This is a genomic window from Marisediminitalea alba, from assembly GCF_002993365.1.
GTDB classification, from domain to species: domain Bacteria; phylum Pseudomonadota; class Gammaproteobacteria; order Enterobacterales; family Alteromonadaceae; genus Alteromonas; species Alteromonas alba.
Genome location: NZ_PVNP01000204.1, coordinates 70,505 through 88,121 on the forward strand (window position 1 = coordinate 70,505; position 17,617 = coordinate 88,121).

At 51.4% G+C, this 17,617-nt stretch carries 18 protein-coding genes; 12 read left to right on the forward strand and 6 right to left on the reverse strand.

Annotated elements, in window-relative coordinates:
• Positions 1–63: 63 nt before the first annotated feature.
• Together C6Y40_RS21530 and C6Y40_RS21535 are read right to left on the reverse strand one after the other, a co-directional pair.
• Entirely contained in the window at positions 64–504 is a 441-nt protein-coding gene (locus tag C6Y40_RS21530; RefSeq protein WP_240622049.1) for a hypothetical protein, read from the reverse strand.
• Complete coding sequence (locus C6Y40_RS21535; protein ID WP_105936453.1) at positions 504–1,343, reverse strand: hypothetical protein; 840 nt, start codon at positions 1,341–1,343, stop codon at positions 504–506. Before C6Y40_RS21535 ends, C6Y40_RS21530 begins: the two co-directional genes overlap by 1 nt.
• 194 nt (positions 1,344–1,537) lie before the next feature.
• Between C6Y40_RS21535 and C6Y40_RS21540 the strand changes: the two genes are divergently transcribed.
• From C6Y40_RS21540 to C6Y40_RS21565, 6 genes are all read left to right on the forward strand, one after another.
• On the forward strand, positions 1,538–2,251 hold the full coding sequence (locus tag C6Y40_RS21540; RefSeq protein WP_105936454.1) for a 5'-methylthioadenosine/adenosylhomocysteine nucleosidase: 714 nt from the start codon (positions 1,538–1,540) through the stop codon (positions 2,249–2,251).
• 9 nt (positions 2,252–2,260) lie between these two features.
• Positions 2,261–3,208, forward strand: coding sequence for a cobalamin biosynthesis protein (locus C6Y40_RS21545; RefSeq protein ID WP_105936455.1), 948 nt, complete (start codon positions 2,261–2,263; stop codon positions 3,206–3,208).
• Positions 3,205–4,017: a cobalamin-binding protein gene (locus tag C6Y40_RS21550; protein WP_105936456.1), complete on the forward strand. Its 813-nt coding sequence runs from the start codon at positions 3,205–3,207 to the stop codon at positions 4,015–4,017. The genes C6Y40_RS21545 and C6Y40_RS21550 overlap by 4 nt, the downstream gene beginning before the upstream one ends.
• An 8-nt stretch (positions 4,018–4,025) precedes the next feature.
• The gene (locus tag C6Y40_RS21555; protein ID WP_105936457.1) at positions 4,026–4,403 is read left to right on the forward strand and encodes a rhodanese-like domain-containing protein; all 378 of its coding nucleotides are present in this window, start codon (positions 4,026–4,028) and stop codon (positions 4,401–4,403) included.
• Positions 4,404–4,495: 92 nt separating this feature from the next.
• Positions 4,496–4,891 (forward strand): DUF2721 domain-containing protein, encoded by a 396-nt coding sequence (locus tag C6Y40_RS21560; RefSeq protein ID WP_105936458.1) that lies wholly within the window; start codon positions 4,496–4,498, stop codon positions 4,889–4,891.
• Positions 4,839–5,462 (forward strand): GNAT family N-acetyltransferase, encoded by a 624-nt coding sequence (locus C6Y40_RS21565; protein ID WP_105936503.1) that lies wholly within the window; start codon positions 4,839–4,841, stop codon positions 5,460–5,462. Before C6Y40_RS21560 ends, C6Y40_RS21565 begins: the two co-directional genes overlap by 53 nt.
• A gap of 42 nt (positions 5,463–5,504) precedes the next feature.
• Here the strand turns inward: C6Y40_RS21565 and tyrS are convergent, their stop codons facing one another.
• Positions 5,505–6,704, reverse strand: coding sequence for a tyrosine--tRNA ligase (gene tyrS, locus C6Y40_RS21570; protein WP_105936459.1), 1,200 nt, complete (start codon positions 6,702–6,704; stop codon positions 5,505–5,507).
• A 184-nt stretch (positions 6,705–6,888) separates the two neighbouring features.
• Here tyrS and C6Y40_RS21575 point away from each other — a divergent pair, with 184 nt between their 5' ends.
• The 4 genes from C6Y40_RS21575 to C6Y40_RS21590 all read left to right on the forward strand — a co-directional run bounded on the left by C6Y40_RS21575 (position 6,889) and on the right by C6Y40_RS21590 (position 11,035).
• The gene (locus C6Y40_RS21575) at positions 6,889–8,205 is read left to right on the forward strand and encodes an OapA family protein (protein ID WP_105936460.1); all 1,317 of its coding nucleotides are present in this window, start codon (positions 6,889–6,891) and stop codon (positions 8,203–8,205) included.
• Positions 8,206–8,209: 4 nt separating this feature from the next.
• A complete protein-coding gene (locus tag C6Y40_RS21580) occupies positions 8,210–9,337 on the forward strand; it encodes an anhydro-N-acetylmuramic acid kinase (RefSeq protein WP_105936461.1) in 1,128 nt (375 codons plus the stop codon).
• A gap of 33 nt (positions 9,338–9,370) precedes the next feature.
• Positions 9,371–9,835 (forward strand): Lrp/AsnC family transcriptional regulator, encoded by a 465-nt coding sequence (locus C6Y40_RS21585; RefSeq protein WP_105936462.1) that lies wholly within the window; start codon positions 9,371–9,373, stop codon positions 9,833–9,835.
• Between the two features lie 75 nt (positions 9,836–9,910).
• Positions 9,911–11,035, forward strand: a complete 1,125-nt coding sequence (locus C6Y40_RS21590; protein ID WP_105936463.1) for an alkene reductase — start codon at positions 9,911–9,913, stop codon at positions 11,033–11,035.
• Positions 11,036–11,107: 72 nt separating this feature from the next.
• Here the strand turns inward: C6Y40_RS21590 and C6Y40_RS21595 are convergent, their stop codons facing one another.
• Positions 11,108–12,889 carry a trans-sulfuration enzyme family protein gene (locus C6Y40_RS21595; RefSeq protein ID WP_105936464.1) on the reverse strand — a complete coding sequence of 594 codons (1,782 nt, stop codon included), beginning with the start codon at positions 12,887–12,889 and terminating at the stop codon, positions 11,108–11,110.
• Positions 12,890–12,991: 102 nt separating this feature from the next.
• On the opposite strand from C6Y40_RS21595, the gene C6Y40_RS21600 reads away from it, so the two are divergent.
• Positions 12,992–13,954, forward strand: coding sequence for a D-2-hydroxyacid dehydrogenase (locus C6Y40_RS21600; RefSeq protein WP_105936465.1), 963 nt, complete (start codon positions 12,992–12,994; stop codon positions 13,952–13,954).
• On the opposite strand, the gene C6Y40_RS21605 is transcribed toward C6Y40_RS21600, so the two are convergent.
• Together C6Y40_RS21605 and erpA are read right to left on the reverse strand one after the other, a co-directional pair.
• Positions 13,951–14,523: a glutathione S-transferase family protein gene (locus C6Y40_RS21605; protein ID WP_105936466.1), complete on the reverse strand. Its 573-nt coding sequence runs from the start codon at positions 14,521–14,523 to the stop codon at positions 13,951–13,953. The genes C6Y40_RS21600 and C6Y40_RS21605 overlap by 4 nt on opposite strands.
• A 76-nt stretch (positions 14,524–14,599) precedes the next feature.
• Positions 14,600–14,944: an iron-sulfur cluster insertion protein ErpA gene (gene erpA / locus C6Y40_RS21610; RefSeq protein WP_105936467.1), complete on the reverse strand. Its 345-nt coding sequence runs from the start codon at positions 14,942–14,944 to the stop codon at positions 14,600–14,602.
• Between the two features lie 210 nt (positions 14,945–15,154).
• Here erpA and C6Y40_RS21615 point away from each other — a divergent pair, with 210 nt between their 5' ends.
• Positions 15,155–17,599, forward strand: a complete 2,445-nt coding sequence (locus C6Y40_RS21615; protein ID WP_146129626.1) for a CHAT domain-containing protein — start codon at positions 15,155–15,157, stop codon at positions 17,597–17,599.
• Positions 17,600–17,617 lie beyond the last annotated feature (18 nt).

Consider the following 17,617-nt stretch of genomic DNA (forward strand, 5'->3'; position numbering starts at 1 on the left):
AGCCATCTAAGCTCAAGCGCAAAAAAAGGGCCCCTCGGGCCCTTCTTGTATTTATAAGCAAGCCTACATCTTTGCCGTTGAATATACTACGGTAAGATGAGCCGGAATGTCAGCGCTGGCCGGTACAAACGCCACCGTATCCTTATGGCTGGATACATAACTGATCAATTCATCAACCGCCGATATTTCTCTGGGCGGACGAGAGCGCCCGCTAAAGCGCATCTGCGACCAGTACGACTGGATCCGGGACTCGGTTAAACCGATTATCTTGGTGTTAAATACGGCTCTGGCGAGAGTTTGTGGCGGCAGCGACACCGGTTCAAGCACCACATCGCTGGCATTACCCATAAACAGATTGCGGATATCGACCTTGTCCAGTTTCACAGTCTGGTTATCGATGTTGGCCACCACCATAATGTCGTGTTCCTGCGCCGGGGCGTTTACAGTGTAAATCCCGAACACGGAAGCCATTAACAGCTTTCTGAGAGAATGTGTAATTTGCATCAGAAGACAAACTCCATACCCACCTGATAGAGGTTCACCCGCTCATCGAAGGCGTCTCTGTCACCCAACGCCTCAAAGGTTGAGATCCCCAGGGCTCCCCGGTAATGGGTGACCTCGCCTTTAAAAGCCACCCTCACCCCGGCATCCCAGCGCACACCAAGCGTTACGCTTTCCAGATCCGCAGCCTGAGTTCTGGCAAAGACGGTTTGATAGGCGTAATAAAGCTGGTCGAGATCCGGTGCTAAACCCAGCGGAATGTCGGTTGCCGCCGACTGCGGATTCGTTGCCATATCAGCATAAGTCAGATGGACGGTAAATGGCTGGAACACCAGCCCGCCCTGCACATAGTAACTTTCAATATTCGGCGCCAGTACGGTATCAGATTCAATTTTCATCCATTCCCAGGCAAGGTTATAGTCGAGCTCATCCAATGCCAGACCCACCTGGTAAATATCAAACTCACCTTCCATAGTCAGAGAGTCGGCACTTTCAGCAAAGCCAGAGCTACGAAGCTGATCGGCAAACGCAGAGATTTCGGCCAGATTCACACTAAAATCGGCGGTGGTGTAAGATGCTCTGAAACGCACATTTGTGTTGTAAACACCGTTGAAAACAAGTCCGGGCAGGCCATCAATATTGGTGACATAGCGGCGATCCTGAAACGACAGCTCATTCTCGTAGCCTTCGAAAGACACATCAGCATCATCAGTAAACCCGGCTACCACCCGGCCAAAACCGGAGAGTTCCAGTTTTTCACTGCTTGCCAGTGCTGCCGGTGAGGCCAACAGGCAGCTACACAGTAAGGCAGCAGACAATTTGTCGTTAAAATTTGCGTTCATAGGTTTTGAAAACAACCAAATCAAAATGCCATTACAGGCCAGTGGCAGGCTATGTCGCCGATTGGCCTTCCTTTTACGAATCCCTGTGTACCCGATAACACATTCATATTACACTTCATCCCTAGTGTAGGGTAGTGCATCAGTAAATCCTGCGCACTCATTTCCCAGTTAAATAAGCAATTTAAAGGCAGATTATGAAAATTGGTATCCTTGGCGCCATGGACCAGGAAGTCGCCCTGTTAAAAGATTCTCTCGACCAGTTACAAACGCAGGAAATCGCTCACCTGACTTTCTACACCGGCACCCTGCACGGTGTTGATGTGGTGCTGGTAAAGTGTGGCATCGGTAAGGTAGCCGCCGCAGTCGCCACTACCATTCTGATCCAGTCATTTAAACCGGACTTCGTGGTCAATACCGGCTCTGCGGGCGGCTTCGATACCAGCCTTGATATTGGCGACATTGTCATTGGCAATGGCGTTCAACACCATGATGTGGACATTACTCACTTTGGCTATGAAGCAGGTCAGTGTGTTGGCATGCCAACTGTCTTTGAATGTGATGAGCAACTCATTACCGCAGCAGAACAAGCCGCAGCCAATGCCCTGCATGTTAAAACAATCCGCGGCCTGATTTGCACCGGTGACTCATTCATCGGTACAGATGAAGCAGCCGCCCGGCTGCGTGAAGCCTTTCCGGCCATCAGCGCCTCCGAAATGGAAGGCGCCGCTATTGCTCAGACCAGCCACATGTTAGGCACGCCGTTTCTGGTGATCCGTTCACTTTCGGATATCGCCGGTAAAACCTCCACGGTTTCCTTCAATGCTTATCTGGAGACCGCAGCAAAGCACTCTGCAGAGCTGGTGATGGGTATGATAAAAGTCATGACCGACCGCACAACCGGCGCCTGATTAAGCCTGATGATAGCGTTGCCGCCCCCTGTCACACTGTCATTGATCATCGCGCTAAGCGTGATCCTGCTTGATCGGGTGTGGCGGATACCTCCCCAAACGCATCCAATGACACTTTACCGGATGCTGGTCACTAATCTGGCAGCCAGGGTTTGCCCGGCTCCCTCCGCTCCGCTTTCGCAGCATTATATTAGCGGTACGCTGGGTATTGTGGTGTTGACCCTGCCTTTTCTGGTGGTACTGGCTTTTGTGCTGAGCCTGGCCGAGTACACCTGGTTTTTTGATGCACTGGTGCTGTTCTGCTGCATAAATTTCTACCCGGTACGTCGCCAGTATAAGTTGATCACGCAAGCCCTCAGCGGCAACAAAAAGCTGCTTGCCCGCGAGCGCCTGGGCGTGCTGGTTGCCCGTCAGACGGATTCTCTATCTGATATTGGCATCGCCAAAGCGGCTATCGAAAGCTACCTACTGCGCTTTATGCAGCAGTTTGTGGGTGTGCTGTTCTGGTTTTTGCTGGCTGGCCCACTGGCCGCCCTGACTTACCGACTATTGCTGGAGTTTCGCTGGCAATGGCACCGCAAAAAACACCAGTTCAGCGCATTTAGTCTGCCGGCCTACTGGTTGAGTCAGGCTATGATTATTATTCCCTATTGTCTTGGTCTGTTATTTATTGTTTTAAGCACTTCACCGCTTGCTGCCATCAAGGGGCTACAGCACGCTACAGAACGGGATTTAACCTCTTTACTGCTGGCGGCATTTGGCGGCGGCATGGGGATCAAGCTCGGTGGCCCGGCCTTGTACGACGGCACCAAATTACGTCATTCCCGAGTGGGCGGCTTTCGTCAGGTGCGCTTTTCAGATCTGACCTATGTGTTACGTGCCATAAATCGTCAGACCTGGCTGGTTACCGTGCTGCTCACTCTGCTATTAATACTTTGCTGGCAATTAAAATTATGAAAAAACAGCTCCTCTGGCTATTAATGCCACTATTCTTCGCCCCCTTACAAGCGCTGTCAGCAGAACGCATTGTGACCCTGTCGCCTCATCTTACTGAGTGGGTGTACAGCTTAGCTGCACAAGACCGCCTGGTGGGGGTAAGCGCCTTCAGTGATTACCCGGCACAAGCGGCTGAACTACCGGTTATCGCCGACTATCAGGGCGTGGATTTCACTGCGCTGATGGCTCTCGAACCTGATCTGGTACTGGCCTGGGGCGGCGGCAACAAACCACAGGACATTGCCCGCCTCAAAAGTCTTGGGCTTGAAGTGTACATTTCCCAGCCACAAACCTTAGATGATATTGGCACTGAGTTACTCGAAGTCGCAGCTCTGACCGGTCAAACCGATATTGGCCAGACACTGGTCACCGGCTATCGCCATGAGCTTGAACAAATTAAGCAGCAATACCAGCATCTCGCCCCGGTTAAAGTATTTTACTACATGTGGTCACAGCCACTGATGACCATTGGTAAGGGCGCATGGGCCAATAAAATTCTGGCCAGCTGTGGCGCTGAATCGGTTTTCATAGACTCCCCCATCGATTACCCTGAGGTGTCGGTAAAGCAGGTTTTATTACGTCAACCGGAATTACTGATTGCGGCAAGTGATCAATCGGTGGAGACACTTGAACATTTCTGGACACCTCACCGGTCTGTTATTAAGGCACCGCTGGTTACTGCTGATGCTAACGCCCTGCATCGTTTTACTCTGCGAATTACCCAGGCAATAGACACCCTGTGCCAACGAATCGATAGTTATCGACAATAGGAGCGTACATGCGATTACTCACCTTAACTCTGGCTCTGCTAAGTTTACTGCTGTCAGCTACCGCCAGGGGGCATGAGGCTATACCCGACATAAGCCCTGAAAGCCTGCACAGCAACGGCTTTGAAGGCCTGATTCTGGATGTGCGTAGTGCCGAAGAGTTTGCTGAAGGTCATGTTCCTGGTGCGCTCAACGTTCCCCATTCCGAGATTGCCTCTCGCCTGGCCACGCTCGGCTCTATCCAAAAACCGGTGCTGGTTTATTGTCGCTCCGGGCGTCGTGCGGGCATTGCTCTGGAGACACTGACCAACCTTGGTTTTGAGCAGTTGTATCACCTCGATGGCGATATGCAGGCGTGGCAGAGTGAATCACTGCCGGTTGAACAATAACCCTCTGCTGTACCGCCCGGTTCACATCCTGGCATAGACATATTGCGGCTTTGGCGGCATCATAGCGGTCTTATTGCTCCACGCGTTTTATTATGACTATTGATATTTCCACGCCGGCCATGTTGTTTCCGGCGATTTCCCTTTTGCTACTGGCTTACACCAACCGTTTCCTCACCCTGGCGTCGTTAATTCGCCACTTTGACAAGGGCGAAGACAACGAGAGTACCCAGGCGCAAATCAAAAACCTGCGCAAGCGTATTCACTACATTAAACGCATGCAGGAAACCGGCGTGTTCAGTTTTTTTCTGTGCGTATTGTCGATGCTGGCCATCTATCTGTCGTATCAGTTAGCCGGTAACTGGCTGTTTGCCGCCAGTCTGGTTTTTCTACTTTATAGTCTTTGGCAGTCGGTTCTGGAGATCCGAATATCACTGGATGCCCTCGACGTCCACTTACAGGGAATGGATCTTGGCAAAACTAAAAAATAGCACAGACATTACCTATACAGCACTCACTCCGGACCACTTTGCCTCGGTCCTTGAGCTGGGTAACCGGGTGCAGGGCGAAGGTTATCTGAATCTGGATAATTTAACCGATTATTACCAGCGCGGCCTAAAAGACGGCATTAATGCTGGCATCGTTGCTTTTTATCGCGACCAGTTAGTCGGCTTTCGCCTCACCTTTGCCCAGGGCCAGTGGGATATTGATCAGTGGGCAACCCCGGCGGAGTGGGACGTGGATCCCGCAACGGTTTGTTACTTTAAATGTAATACGGTGGATCCGGCGATGCAGGGTTACGGGATTGGCTCCACGTTGCTGAGCAAAGCCATCGACGCTGCTCAGCGCCAAGGTAGTAATGCGGGCCTTGCCCATATATGGCTTGCCAGCCCGGGCAACAGCGCGTTTAAATACTTCAGTAAGAATGGCGGCCGACTAATTAAAGAACATCCCAATAAATGGCAATATGCGGCCATGTACGAAGGCTACGACTGCCCGGTGTGTTATTCACTTTGTGCCTGTGTGGCGGCGGAAATGCTGCTGACGTTTAGCCAGCAGTAATAACGTCTGAAAGTGCGCTGCAGGACGCAGCGCACCAAAAGCTTACGCCAGGGTGACGCGGGCAAACTTACGTTTACCTACCTGATAAACCTTTTCACCCTGTTCAGTGAGTACCAAACGGGTATCAGTGACTTTTTCACCGTCGATTTTTACCGCGCCCTGCTTAATCATGCGCATCGCATCAGACGTTGAGCCAACCAGTCCGGCTTCTTTCAGCAGGTAACCAATCGCTACTTCACCGTCGGTTAATGCAACAGTGACTTCCGGCATGTCATCAGGAATGGCATTTTTCTGAAAACGCTGAATGAAGTCCTGATGCGCAGCTTCAGCGGCCTCTTCAGAATGGAAGCGGGCAATGATTTCTTTCGCCAGGGTGATTTTAATGTCACGAGGGTTCGCGCCATCCGCCATTTGTTGCTTAAGCTCAGCAATTTCGTCCAGCGGCTTAAAGCTCAGCAGATCGTAATAGCGCCACATCAGTTCATCAGAAATGGACATGATTTTGCCAAACATGTCATTCGGCGCATCGGTAATGCCAATGTAGTTGTTTAACGACTTGGACATCTTTTGCACGCCATCAAGGCCTTCCAGCAACGGCATCATCAGTACCACCTGTTGAGACTGGCCCTGCTCTTTTTGCAGTTCACGTCCCATCAGCAGGTTAAAACGCTGATCGGTACCACCAAGTTCAACATCGGCTTTTAGTGCCACAGAATCCCAGCCCTGAACCAGCGGATATAAAAATTCATGAATGGCAATAGGCTGCTCGTTGGCATAACGCTTTTTAAAGTCATCACGCTCAAGCATTCTGGCTACGGTCTGACTGGCTGCCAGCTTGATCATGCCAGCCGCGCCCAGTTGATCCATCCACTCGGAGTTAAACCGAATTTGCGTTTTCTCCGGGTCTAAGATTTTGAATACCTGTTCCTGATAGGTTTTAGCGTTAGTAAGCACTTGCTCTTTGGTAAGTGGCTTACGAGTAACATTCTTACCCGTCGGGTCGCCAATTAAGCCGGTAAAATCACCAATCAGGAACACCACGTTATGGCCTAATTGCTGGAAAGCGCGCATTTTGTTGATCAGGACCGTGTGGCCTAAATGCAAATCCGGTGCGGTCGGATCGAATCCCGCTTTAATGGTTAGCGGCTTGCCTGACTTTAATTTTTCAATCAGGGCATCTTCGGGCAATATTTCGTCAGTACCCCGTTTAATTTCGGCCAGGGCTGCTTGCCAGTCACTCATTTTTCTGCTTCCATCTAACTTCATTCTGGGCGGGCATTTTACGCGCGCCGACCGCCTATTAAAACCCTTTATGCACTTTCTGAGCCCTACAGCGCGAATATTTGCCGTTTTAAGCCTCTGATCCTTTGAAATTTACTTGATCCCTCTAGCATCTCAGGGCCGAAACCGCTATTCTCAGGCTGTTATGAGAAAGATATATAGACCTCAATTACTCACTGATTTATTTAAGCAAATGCCGCGGCCGCACCGTATTGGTCTGGTGGCAGCCAGTGCATTTGTTGGATTACTCATTTTACTGCCATCAGAAAAGGTGGAAGCGTCGCGTCATACCGAGTCGCTGATCCTGGAAACCGGCAAGCGTTATCCCCTGTCGATGACGTTAACGCAATCCGATGTGATCATTGAGCAGGATGATGAACCTCAGTGGCAAACCTACACGGTGAAAAGCGGCGATACGCTGGCCAAAATATTCAAACGCGCCGGATTAAGCCCTAAAGATACCTACGCAGTCAGCCATGCAGGTGAACAGGCAAAAACCCTGGTAACCCTGCTGCCCGGTGACAAGCTGGATCTCAACGTGATTGATAATCAGTTTGCCGGTTTACGTTATGCCCTGTCGCCTACCGATACTTTGTATATCGAACCTCAGGAAGACAGCGACGAACTGCTATCCCACATAGACAGCAAAGCGGTAGAAGTGCGTCACAATTTTGCCCAGGGTGAGATTACCTCAAGCTTCTGGAACGCTGGTGTAGCCGCTGGCCTCACAGATAACCAGATTATGCACCTGGCCGGTATATTTGGCTGGGATATCGACTTTGCCATGGAAATCCGTGGCGGCGATACGTTTAACGTAGTGTATGAAGAACGCTATATTGACGGCGAGTTTGTTGGCTATGGCGATATTGTTGCTGCAGAATTTGTTAACCAGGGTGAAAAATTTGCCGCCATTCAGCACGAAGACGGCAGCTACTACACTCCTGAAGGTCGCAGTATGCGCAAGAGCTTCCTGCGCGCGCCAATCAACTTTAAGTACGTTAGCTCCAACTTTAGCAAGGCACGTTTTCACCCGGTTCAAAAGCGCTGGAAAGCGCATCGCGGTACCGACTATGTTGCAGCCGTAGGCACTCCGGTGATGGCAGCCGGCGATGGTAAGGTGATTGAAGCCAGCTACAACAAATACAATGGTAATTATGTATTTATCCAGCACGGTGAAAAATACACCACCAAATACCTGCACTTTAAAAAGAAAGCCGTAAAGAAAGGTGACATTGTAAAACAGGGTCAAACCATAGGTTATCTTGGTAGTACCGGGCTGGCATCAGGCCCCCACGTACATTACGAGTTTTTAGTCGACGGTGTGCATCGCAACCCGCGCACCGTAGATTTACCCAAGGCACTGCCTATCGACCCGAAACAGCGCGATGCCTTTATGCAAATCGCCGAGCAACGCCTCGCTCAACTCGGCACTTCACGCCGTATAATGCTGGCCATGCAATAAACCCATGGCCTACTATATTGGCGTGATGTCGGGAACCAGTATGGATGGTGTAGACGCCATCCTGACTGATATTACCGATACTTCCATCGCGCCAATAGCCGCAGTTTCAATACCTTACCCAGCCGAACTTCTCGAACTACTGCATCAGCTTTGCACTGTTAGTCCCAACGAAATCAATCACCTTGGCCAGGCCGATCGGGCCGTAGGCCGGGTATTTGCTGAAGCGGTAAACAAATTGCTGGCAGAACAGCACTTGTCACCGGCGGACATCCGCGCTATTGGCTCTCATGGTCAAACCGTTCGTCACTATCCCGATGGCCCTCCCGGCCACCAGGATGACAATGGCTTTACCCTGCAAATCGGCGATCCTAATACTATTAGCTCTCTAACAGGCATTGATGTGGTCGCCGATTTTCGCCGTAAAGACATTGCCTATGGTGGCCAGGGCGCGCCATTAGTACCAGCCTTTCACGCAGCCAGGTTTGCCGAAGCCGGCGAACATCGTGCAATCGTAAATATCGGCGGCTTTGCCAATATTACCGTGCTCGAGGGCGTTGATGCCGGAGCGACCCGCGGCTTTGATACCGGGCCAGGCAATACGCTGATGGACGCCTGGTGTTTACAGCACCTGAACCAACCCTTCGACCGCGACGGTAACTGGGCTGCCAGCGGCACGGTTAACCAGCCATTATTGAATAGCCTGCTCGCCGACCCGTATTTCTCGGGTACCGGGCCAAAAAGTACCGGCCGGGAATATTTTAATCTGGTCTGGCTACGCCATCACCTGCATGACATGGGTACCAGTATCGCCCCCGAAGATGTTCAGGCCACCCTGCTGGCCCTTACGGCTACTACCATTGCCAATGCAATACGAGCACTGGAACAGGTAAAGCAGTGTTATGTGTGCGGTGGCGGTGCGTTTAACGGTGAGTTAATGACGCAGTTAGGCGAACTACTCCCGGACTGTACAGTTAAAGCCACGGATAGCCTGGCATTGCACCCGCAGTGGGTTGAGGGCGTTGCCTTTGCCTGGCTGGCGTGGGCCTATTTACACCGGGTGCCGGGTAATGTGCCAAATGTCACCGGCGCATCCCGCGCGGTGGTGCTCGGTAGCCTGACACTGGCTGATTGATTAACCTACCTGAATCGTAAGGGAAAACGGATAATGCGTAAACTTGATGAAACCGATATAGCCATACTGGCCTGTATCTTTAAAGACCCCTGCATTACCAACAAAGCCATTGCCAGCCATGTGGATCTGGCGCCGTCTTCCTGCCTTGAACGCATCAAACGCTTGCAAAATGAGGGGATAATTTTAGGCGCCCGCAGCCAGTTTAATTACACCTTACTCGGCGGCCATATTCAGGCCATGGTGGCGGTCCGGCTGGCCTCACATAACCGTGATACCGTTGCTCAGTTTCAGCAGCAGCTGGTCGGGCAAAAAGAAGTGCTCAGTGTGTTTCATATGGGCGGTGAAAACGACTTTTTACTCCATGTGTGTGTACCCGATGCATTGCATCTGCGCGACTTTATTTTTACTCAGGTAACCGGCCGGGATGAGGTAGTCCACGTAGAAACCACCCTCATTTACGATCACGTCACCAGCAACTCCCTGCCCTACTTCGGATAAACTAAAAACCACCTTGCTGCGTAATAAAGAAGTTGGCGCATGAGCGCCAGATTTACTACACCGCAAGGAGATTTGATGACAGCACCGCATTTATTATCCCCGGTCACATTTGCTGGCCAGGAGCTGAAAAACCGTATGGTACTTGCCCCACTCACCCGAGGCCGTGCCGGCCCGGACCGAGTCCCAAATAAAATTATGGGCGATTACTATGTACAGCGCGCTTCAGGCGGCCTGCTGATCAGCGAGGCCACCAGCATTTCACCAGAGGGCAATGGCTGGGTGGACGCACCGGGCATCTATACCAGCGAGATGACGGCCGGGTGGAAAAGTATTACCGACAGAGTACACGCTGCAGGTGGTCGAATGGTGTTACAACTGTGGCACACCGGCCGGGCCTCGCACAGCGACTTCCATAACGGCGAGCTGCCTTTTTCTGCATCGGCGGTTGCCATTAACGATGGCGATGGTATTTATACCCCAAAAGGCAAAAAGCCCTTTGAAGTGCCGCGCCCCATGGCTGTTGAAGACATTAAGCGCACTGTGGAAGACTATCGTCAGGCTGCTATCAATGCCAAAGAAGCAGGTTTTGACGGCGTTGAAGTTCACGCTGCGAATGGCTATCTGATTAATCAGTTTCTTGATAGCCGCAGTAATCAGCGTGACGACGACTATGGCGGCAGTCTGGAAAATCGTTACCGTTTCTTAGCCGAAGTCATGCAGGTGGTTCTTGAAGTCTGGCCTGCCGAACAGGTTGGCGTGCGCTTATCCCCTAACGGCGTGTTTAACGATATGGGCGCCGACGACTACAAAGAAACCTATATGTTTGTGGCAGATAAGCTCAATCAATTGGGCATCGGCTATCTGCATGTGATGGACGGCCTGGCTTTTGGTTTTCATGAACGCGGCGAAGCCATGACCCTGCAGGAGTTCCGTCATGTGTATAAAGGATTACTGATAGGTAACTGTGGCTACGACAAAGACACCGCCGAGCAACGTATCAGCAGCGGCGACGCTGATATGATTGCCTTTGGCCGCCCCTGGATCACTAACCCTGATTTACCGGTCAGGTTTGCTAATGACTATCCGCTTGAGTCATTCGATGATCCGAGTCACTGGTACGGTGGCGGTAGCGAGGGCTACAGCGATTATTCAGACTACGAAGAAGCGACTGGCATCGACCAGGCCGAAAAGCTCGTATAAAAGCCTCGTATAACCTGGCAATTAAGTAACAATGGGGTATCTGCAGATACCCCGTTTTACTCTCTAGCTCAATTACTTCAGCATTTCTACCAGTGTCGGTTGCGAGCCGTAATATTGAGCGTGGACCTCTGCCGCCACGCGCTGGTGTAATTCATCCAGTCGGGCCGCCGCCATAAAGCTATCACTAAACCCGGGATGAATCGGATCGATAGCCTGCTTTAGCGCCAGTACAAAATGCGCGATGAGTGATTTAACACAGTCACAGCCCATGGCAATACGCATGGTGGTTAGTGCAATGCTGGCCTTTTGCTGCTCCGCCCGACTCATTTCAGAATGAGAGGTTAGCGCCGGGCACAGGATCAGCGTGTTGGTCTGACCGATGCTTATCTGATGGCCGAAAGCAGGTTCCAGCGAATCAAAGAAGCGCGCAAATTGCACCCGGTCGAGTTCCGGCAGATCAAGCTCAGCGGTAAACAAAGCACAAGGCCAGCCATGACTGTGTTGCTGTTCGCGCAGGCCAGCATTTTCATGGTGACTCAGGGCATGACTGTTTACTTTAATGTGCGGATGGGAGTCGAGGAAATGGGTAAATACCTGAGTATTAATCACCTTGGTTAGCATCCGTTGAGTCAGCGTTTTCATGCCGGTCAGCACGTCAAAGGCCTTCTCTGAATCAAGGAATGCGCCCTTAATATAATACACGTCCCAGAACAGGGTTTGCGACCAGTCGACGCCCTCACAGCTGGTGCCTTTGGGTTGGAACATACGGTGATTTTCGCCAATGACCACGCCTGCTGTAGTGGTGCCGGTACCGCAAATATCTTTGGTGTAACTGTGCACTACATAGTCCGGCCGGCATTGTTTATCGGCATGTTGCAGGGGCTTATGCAGCACTGGCGTAGCCAGCGTGGAATCAAGCATGACCAGCAGTTGCTGTGCATGGGCCAGTTTGCAGATACCCGGCACATCCAGTACCAGTCCATGAGGGTTGCAGGGCGATTCAATGTACACATGCAAACGGTTACCGGCTGCCAGCTTATCGGCATACTGCTGTTGAACGTTGGCAAGATGATCGGCAAATTCCTCTGCCGAATAGCCGTCGAACCAGGCCAGCGTTACGTTTAAGCGGTTCTCGCGGGCGAAGAAATCATGTAGCAACTGATACACGCCACCATACACATTACGCGACACAATCAGAATATCACCGTGGCTTAGTACATTTGATAACAGCGCATCAATAGCCGCCATACCGGAGTTGAAGTTCCAGGCCAGATAAGCACCAGCCTGATCCCCTGCTTCCAGATCCACAATGGCATTGGCCAGTGAAATATTGGTTGGATTCATTAACCGACTGTAGATCTGATGCGTTGATTCTTTACCTTCAAAAGCGTCTTCTATCCACTCCGTGCAGGCATATACGTATGTTGCGGTTTTCACTACCGCAGGTGTCGCCGAGAACAGCGCCGGCACATTGTCAAAAATCGGGTAGTGTTGCGGCGCGGATTTATTCAGACTCTGCCAGGTTTGCCGAAAGGGGTTTTGCAGAGTATCGAGTACTTTGGCTATCTGAAACGACAGGAACTTTTTTGCATTGAAATAGCTCAGCTTGTCGCTTTGATCTAACCTTTCCAGGGTATCTCGTGTAACCTGCCAGAGTTGCTGGACACCCTGCTGCGCACCATACAGGTGTCGTGCCGTATCAGCCAGCGCCTGACCGTAAGCGGTATCAGGGCGAATGTTAAAATGCGCCAGTTGCTCTTCTACCAGTTGCTCTACCGAGTTAGCGTCGCTGGTATGACGGCGGGGCGACAGTGGACGACAGGTCTCCACGGATAACGATTGGTTTGATTTCATATGAGTTCCTTTTTGCTTTAAGCTGAATATAATTCGGATTTAACACAAAATTAAGGAATATAATTCACATAAAAATCACAAATAGGAAACTTTTCTTTACTTATGTCCACTTCCACGTCATCTGCCATCTGGCAATTCAGCATCTTAAGCCGCGACTACCAGGTTTACTCAGAGCTTCTTGCGCCTTTGTTACCAGACAACGTCCGCTTGTCGGTTGCTACCGATGACCCTGAACAGTTTGATTGCCAGCACGTCCAGCTAGCGCTGGGCGATCCCGATTTGCTGGCACAGGTCGTTAACCAATGCCCGCAATTATGCTGGCTACAATCCACCTTTGCCGGAAATGCGCCGTTATTACGCGCAGGCAAACGGGATTATCAGCTAACCGGAGTAAAGGGGATATTCGATCAGCAAATGCGCGAGTACGTGTTTTCCTATTTGTTATATTTTACGCGCAATATTGAGGGCTTTGCCCTGGCGGGGCAGGCGCCGGCGAATAAATGGCAACCGCCGGGATTTGACGCGCTGGCCGGAAAAACGCTGGGCATCGCCGGGGCCGGTGATATTGCCGCGAGTCTGGTTGATGTGGCAACGGTATTTGATATGAAAGTGGTGGGGCTTAATCGCCGTGGCAGCGCCACAGCCGACTACACGCAGGTGTTTACGCCCGATAACAAACTGGAATTTGCCGCTGCCTGTGACTTTGTGCTGAGCCTGCTGCCAGACACACCCGCAACCCGTCATTTCATCGATGCGGAATTTTTAGCAGCCATGGCACCACACAGTATTCTGATAAACGCCGGAAGAGGTGTAGTGGTTGATGATAATGCCCTGATCCAGGCACTTTCCACACGGCAACTGCACGCAGCGGTGCTCGACGTTTTTGTGGATGAACCTTTAGCCGACGATCACCCCTACTGGACATTGCCCAATGCTTACGTCACCCAGCATACGGCGGCCATTTCCAGAGAGCAGGACGTGGCGGTGATATTTAAGGGCAACCTTATCCGGTTTCTTGAAAACGCCCCGCTCATCTACCTTTTTGACTTCGATCGGGGGTATTAAACCCGTGGATCGGTTGTGGCGATATCGGCCTGAGTCTGCTGCTGTTGCCAAAAGTCCTGTAGCGCAGGATATGCATCGAAGCTGGCTAATTCTCTGAAGGCTACCCAGTCTAATAAACAGAACAGGCAGATTGCCGGATAATCCCATTGCGAGAAATGCCCGGCCTCAACATCACCGTTCAGCGTGGTCAGCAAGGTGTCGATGCGTTCGTTATTGAGTTTGAAAAACAGCTTTTCCGGCTGATTAGCAATGTCGGAGCGCTTAAGCATCATCAACTGCACAAACGTATCGTTGGCCGCATCAATCAGGGTCAGACGATTTTCTTCAAGCCAGCTTAGAGGGGCCAGCGCAAACTTTTCGCTCAGATACCGAAACACCACTCTGGAGTCATAAATAATTAACTCGCCATCTTCCAGCATTGGTACTTTGAGGGCCGGATTCTTGGCTCTCAACAGTTCGCGGCCTGGCCCGGCAAAAATATCCATATTGATAAACTCATAGTCTTTACCGGATAAAAATAAGCGAATGCGACGAACATAGGGCGACGTGGTAGAGCCATAAAGTTTCATAGAGTTATTCCCTGTACACTAAAATTAAAAGAAGCCAGAAAGTAAAAAGCAGCCCTTAGGCTGCTTTAGATAATCATTAAACGCTGAAGCTGGCTCCGCAGCCGCAGGTAGTTGTAGCATTCGGGTTATTCACCAGAAACCGTGAACCCTCCAAGCCATCCACGTAATCAACCGTGCCGCCCACCAGGTACTGTAGACTCATCGGGTCAACAACCAATGTGACCTCGTTCTTTTCAATGGCCATATCGCCTTCATTCACTTTCTCGTCGAAAGTAAAACCGTACTGAAACCCCGAACAACCGCCGCCGGTAACATAGACCCGCAGCTTCAGGTTCGGATTTTCTTCTTCTTCCACCAATTCGCGGACTTTCAATGCCGCCGCATCTGAAAAATCAATGGGTAACGCCATTTCTACTGACATATTCACCTCAATCCTGGGCCGACCACACTCGGCAATTAATAGCGCTATTATCTAATACCTGAGTAAATACATCAACTATTGTCAGCCGTGTTCTGACCGCGGCTGACCAGTATATACACCTCGCCTTCTATACGCATTCTGCCCTTAGTGGGTTTACTGTCGCCAGGTTTGTGACTAAATTTGACAGACAGGCTGAAGAAGGTGATTGCCGTGCGTCGTATTTTACTCCTTGCTATCGCAATATTTGTTGCCGGGTGTACCTCAAATGTTACCCGCTCAACCTTAAGCGGGGATTATAAAACCCTGGCCGATGAAGGGCAGCAAACGCCGGAACTGCTATCACTGCCCACCAATGAGCTGTGGGCCTATTGCCAGAGCTTCGTGAAGAGCCGGGTATTTACCCCCATTGATGGATGCTTTAACGAGCTCGATAAACGCTTTGAAGACGCCGATGACACCCTGCTGTATATGGTACAGGGCTGGTTTGATACGCAGTTTATTGCCCCCGGTGCATTTGGTGAGGGCATGCTTACCGAACTGAAACTCGAAGCGGCGATGGCCAGAGGCAATATCAAGAACACCGAAAGTCTTGCAAACTCACTTTACAACCTGACCACCACCTACGCCTATCCGCTGGCGGTCACCAACAACGACTATGCCGAAAGATACCCGCAAATTGCCGGCTACGATGAAAGTGGCTACAGCAATATCTACCGCCTGAAACATCAGGTGCTGGCACTTGGTACGCTGGGCTTGATGGCGGCCCGCAATAACGAACCTGAACTCGCCAGCCGTTATGCCAGTGAGATCGCCGCCATAGACGCGTCATCAACCAATGCCGCACAGTGGCGACTGCCCCAGGCCAAAGCGCTGTGGCTGGGCCGCATCTATCTGACCCTTGGCGATTTTGAGAAGGCCTATCAGGCTTCCATTATCGAGAAGAACGCCATGTATGAATTTCTCGACGGCCTGACGACCGCGCTCGATGTGATTGGCCCGATAATGTATGCAGCCATGGTAGATGCTTACGGCGACACCGACTATAAAACCGCATTAAATTTTACCGCTGAGTTTGAACCGCGTTTTATGCGCCATCAGGCAGAGCTTGAAACTGGCCGCCTCGCCGCGGCACAGGAAGGGTATCAGGCCATTATTAACGAGCCTAAGGTAAAAGGCTTCGGCACCGTGTACTGGCAGGCACTTTATGGCCTGGGCCGCATTGCCGACTTACAGGGCAACAACAGTCAGGCTATCAATTATTACCAGCGAGCCATTGAGGTTATTGAACGACAGCGCAAGAGCATGGATACCGAAGCCGGGCGCATTGGTTTTGTTAACGACAAGCAGGCCGTGTACGGTGATATGGTGTCGTTACTGGTAAAGGAACAGCGCTTTAACGAGGCCTACAACTATGTGGAACGTGCCAAGGCCCGCGCCCTGGTGGATTTACTCGCCACCAAACAGCGCTTTGGCAGCCAGCTACCGCCCGCCGCCGAACAAGCTCTTACGTCTTTACAGTCTATCGAACAACAAGCGCTAGTGAACGATAGCGGCATCACCAATGAAGCCACTCGCGGCATTGCCGTGCAATTAAAAGTTATAGAACAAACTACGCCGCAGCTTGCTTCACTGCTCACCGTATCACCGCCTTCGCTGTCCTCGATACAAAACCGCTTAGGCAAACAGGAAACCCTGCTGCTGTATTTTTTCAGTCAGGGGCGGCAGCCGGAGTTATTTGCTTTTGTGGTAACGGCCTCATCTATCGCCGTGCATTCTCAGCCGTTACCGGCACTTGAAGAGTCCATTACAGCCCTGCGGGATGCTATTAACCGGGGTGACGGCGATGCCTGGCAAAAAGAGGCGGCGCAGCTTTACAGCCATTTAATTGCGCCGGTCGCCAATGAACTCAACGCGGCCGGAACGCTCACCGTTGTGCCCCACGGCGCGCTTCACTATCTGCCGTTTACTATTCTTACCGCCCCTGATGGTCGCCTGCTTGGTGAGCAATTTAACTTGCGCTTGCTGCCTGCTGCCTCGGTATTGCAATTTGTCGATGAGAAGGTGGCCGGCGAGCAGTTGCTGGCTCTGGCTAACCCGGATTTAAACGCGCCGGAATTGGATTTGCCCGGCGCTCAGCGTGAAGCACAGCAGATCAGTAAACTCTGGCCACAAAGTCAGATTTACAGCCGCACACAAGCGTCTGAAAGTTTATTAAAACAACAGTCGGCGAATTTTCAGATTATCCACCTGGCCTCGCATGGTGTGTTTAATCCTGATGCGCCGTTGCAGTCGCGGTTGTTTCTGGCTGCCGACGCTGCCAACGATGGTATGCTAACCGTGCCTGAAATTTACGATTTAAATTTAGATGCCAACCTGGTGGTCCTGTCGGCCTGCGAAACGGGTTTAGGCGATATCTCGGCCGGTGATGATTTGGTGGGCTTAAACCGGGGTTTTCTGTTTGCCGGAGCCAACGGTATTGTCAGTAGCCTGTGGCAGGTGCCCGACGAAGCCACCAGCTATCTGATGAGCCGTTTTTATACTTATTTGCAGTCTGAGGCACCGAGTTCAGCCCTGGCAGCCGCGCAGCAGGATACCCGCGCGCTTTACCCGCATCCCTTTTACTGGGCCGCGTTTCAACTAACCGGCGGGCAATAAGCCGCCGCTAAAAAGGAG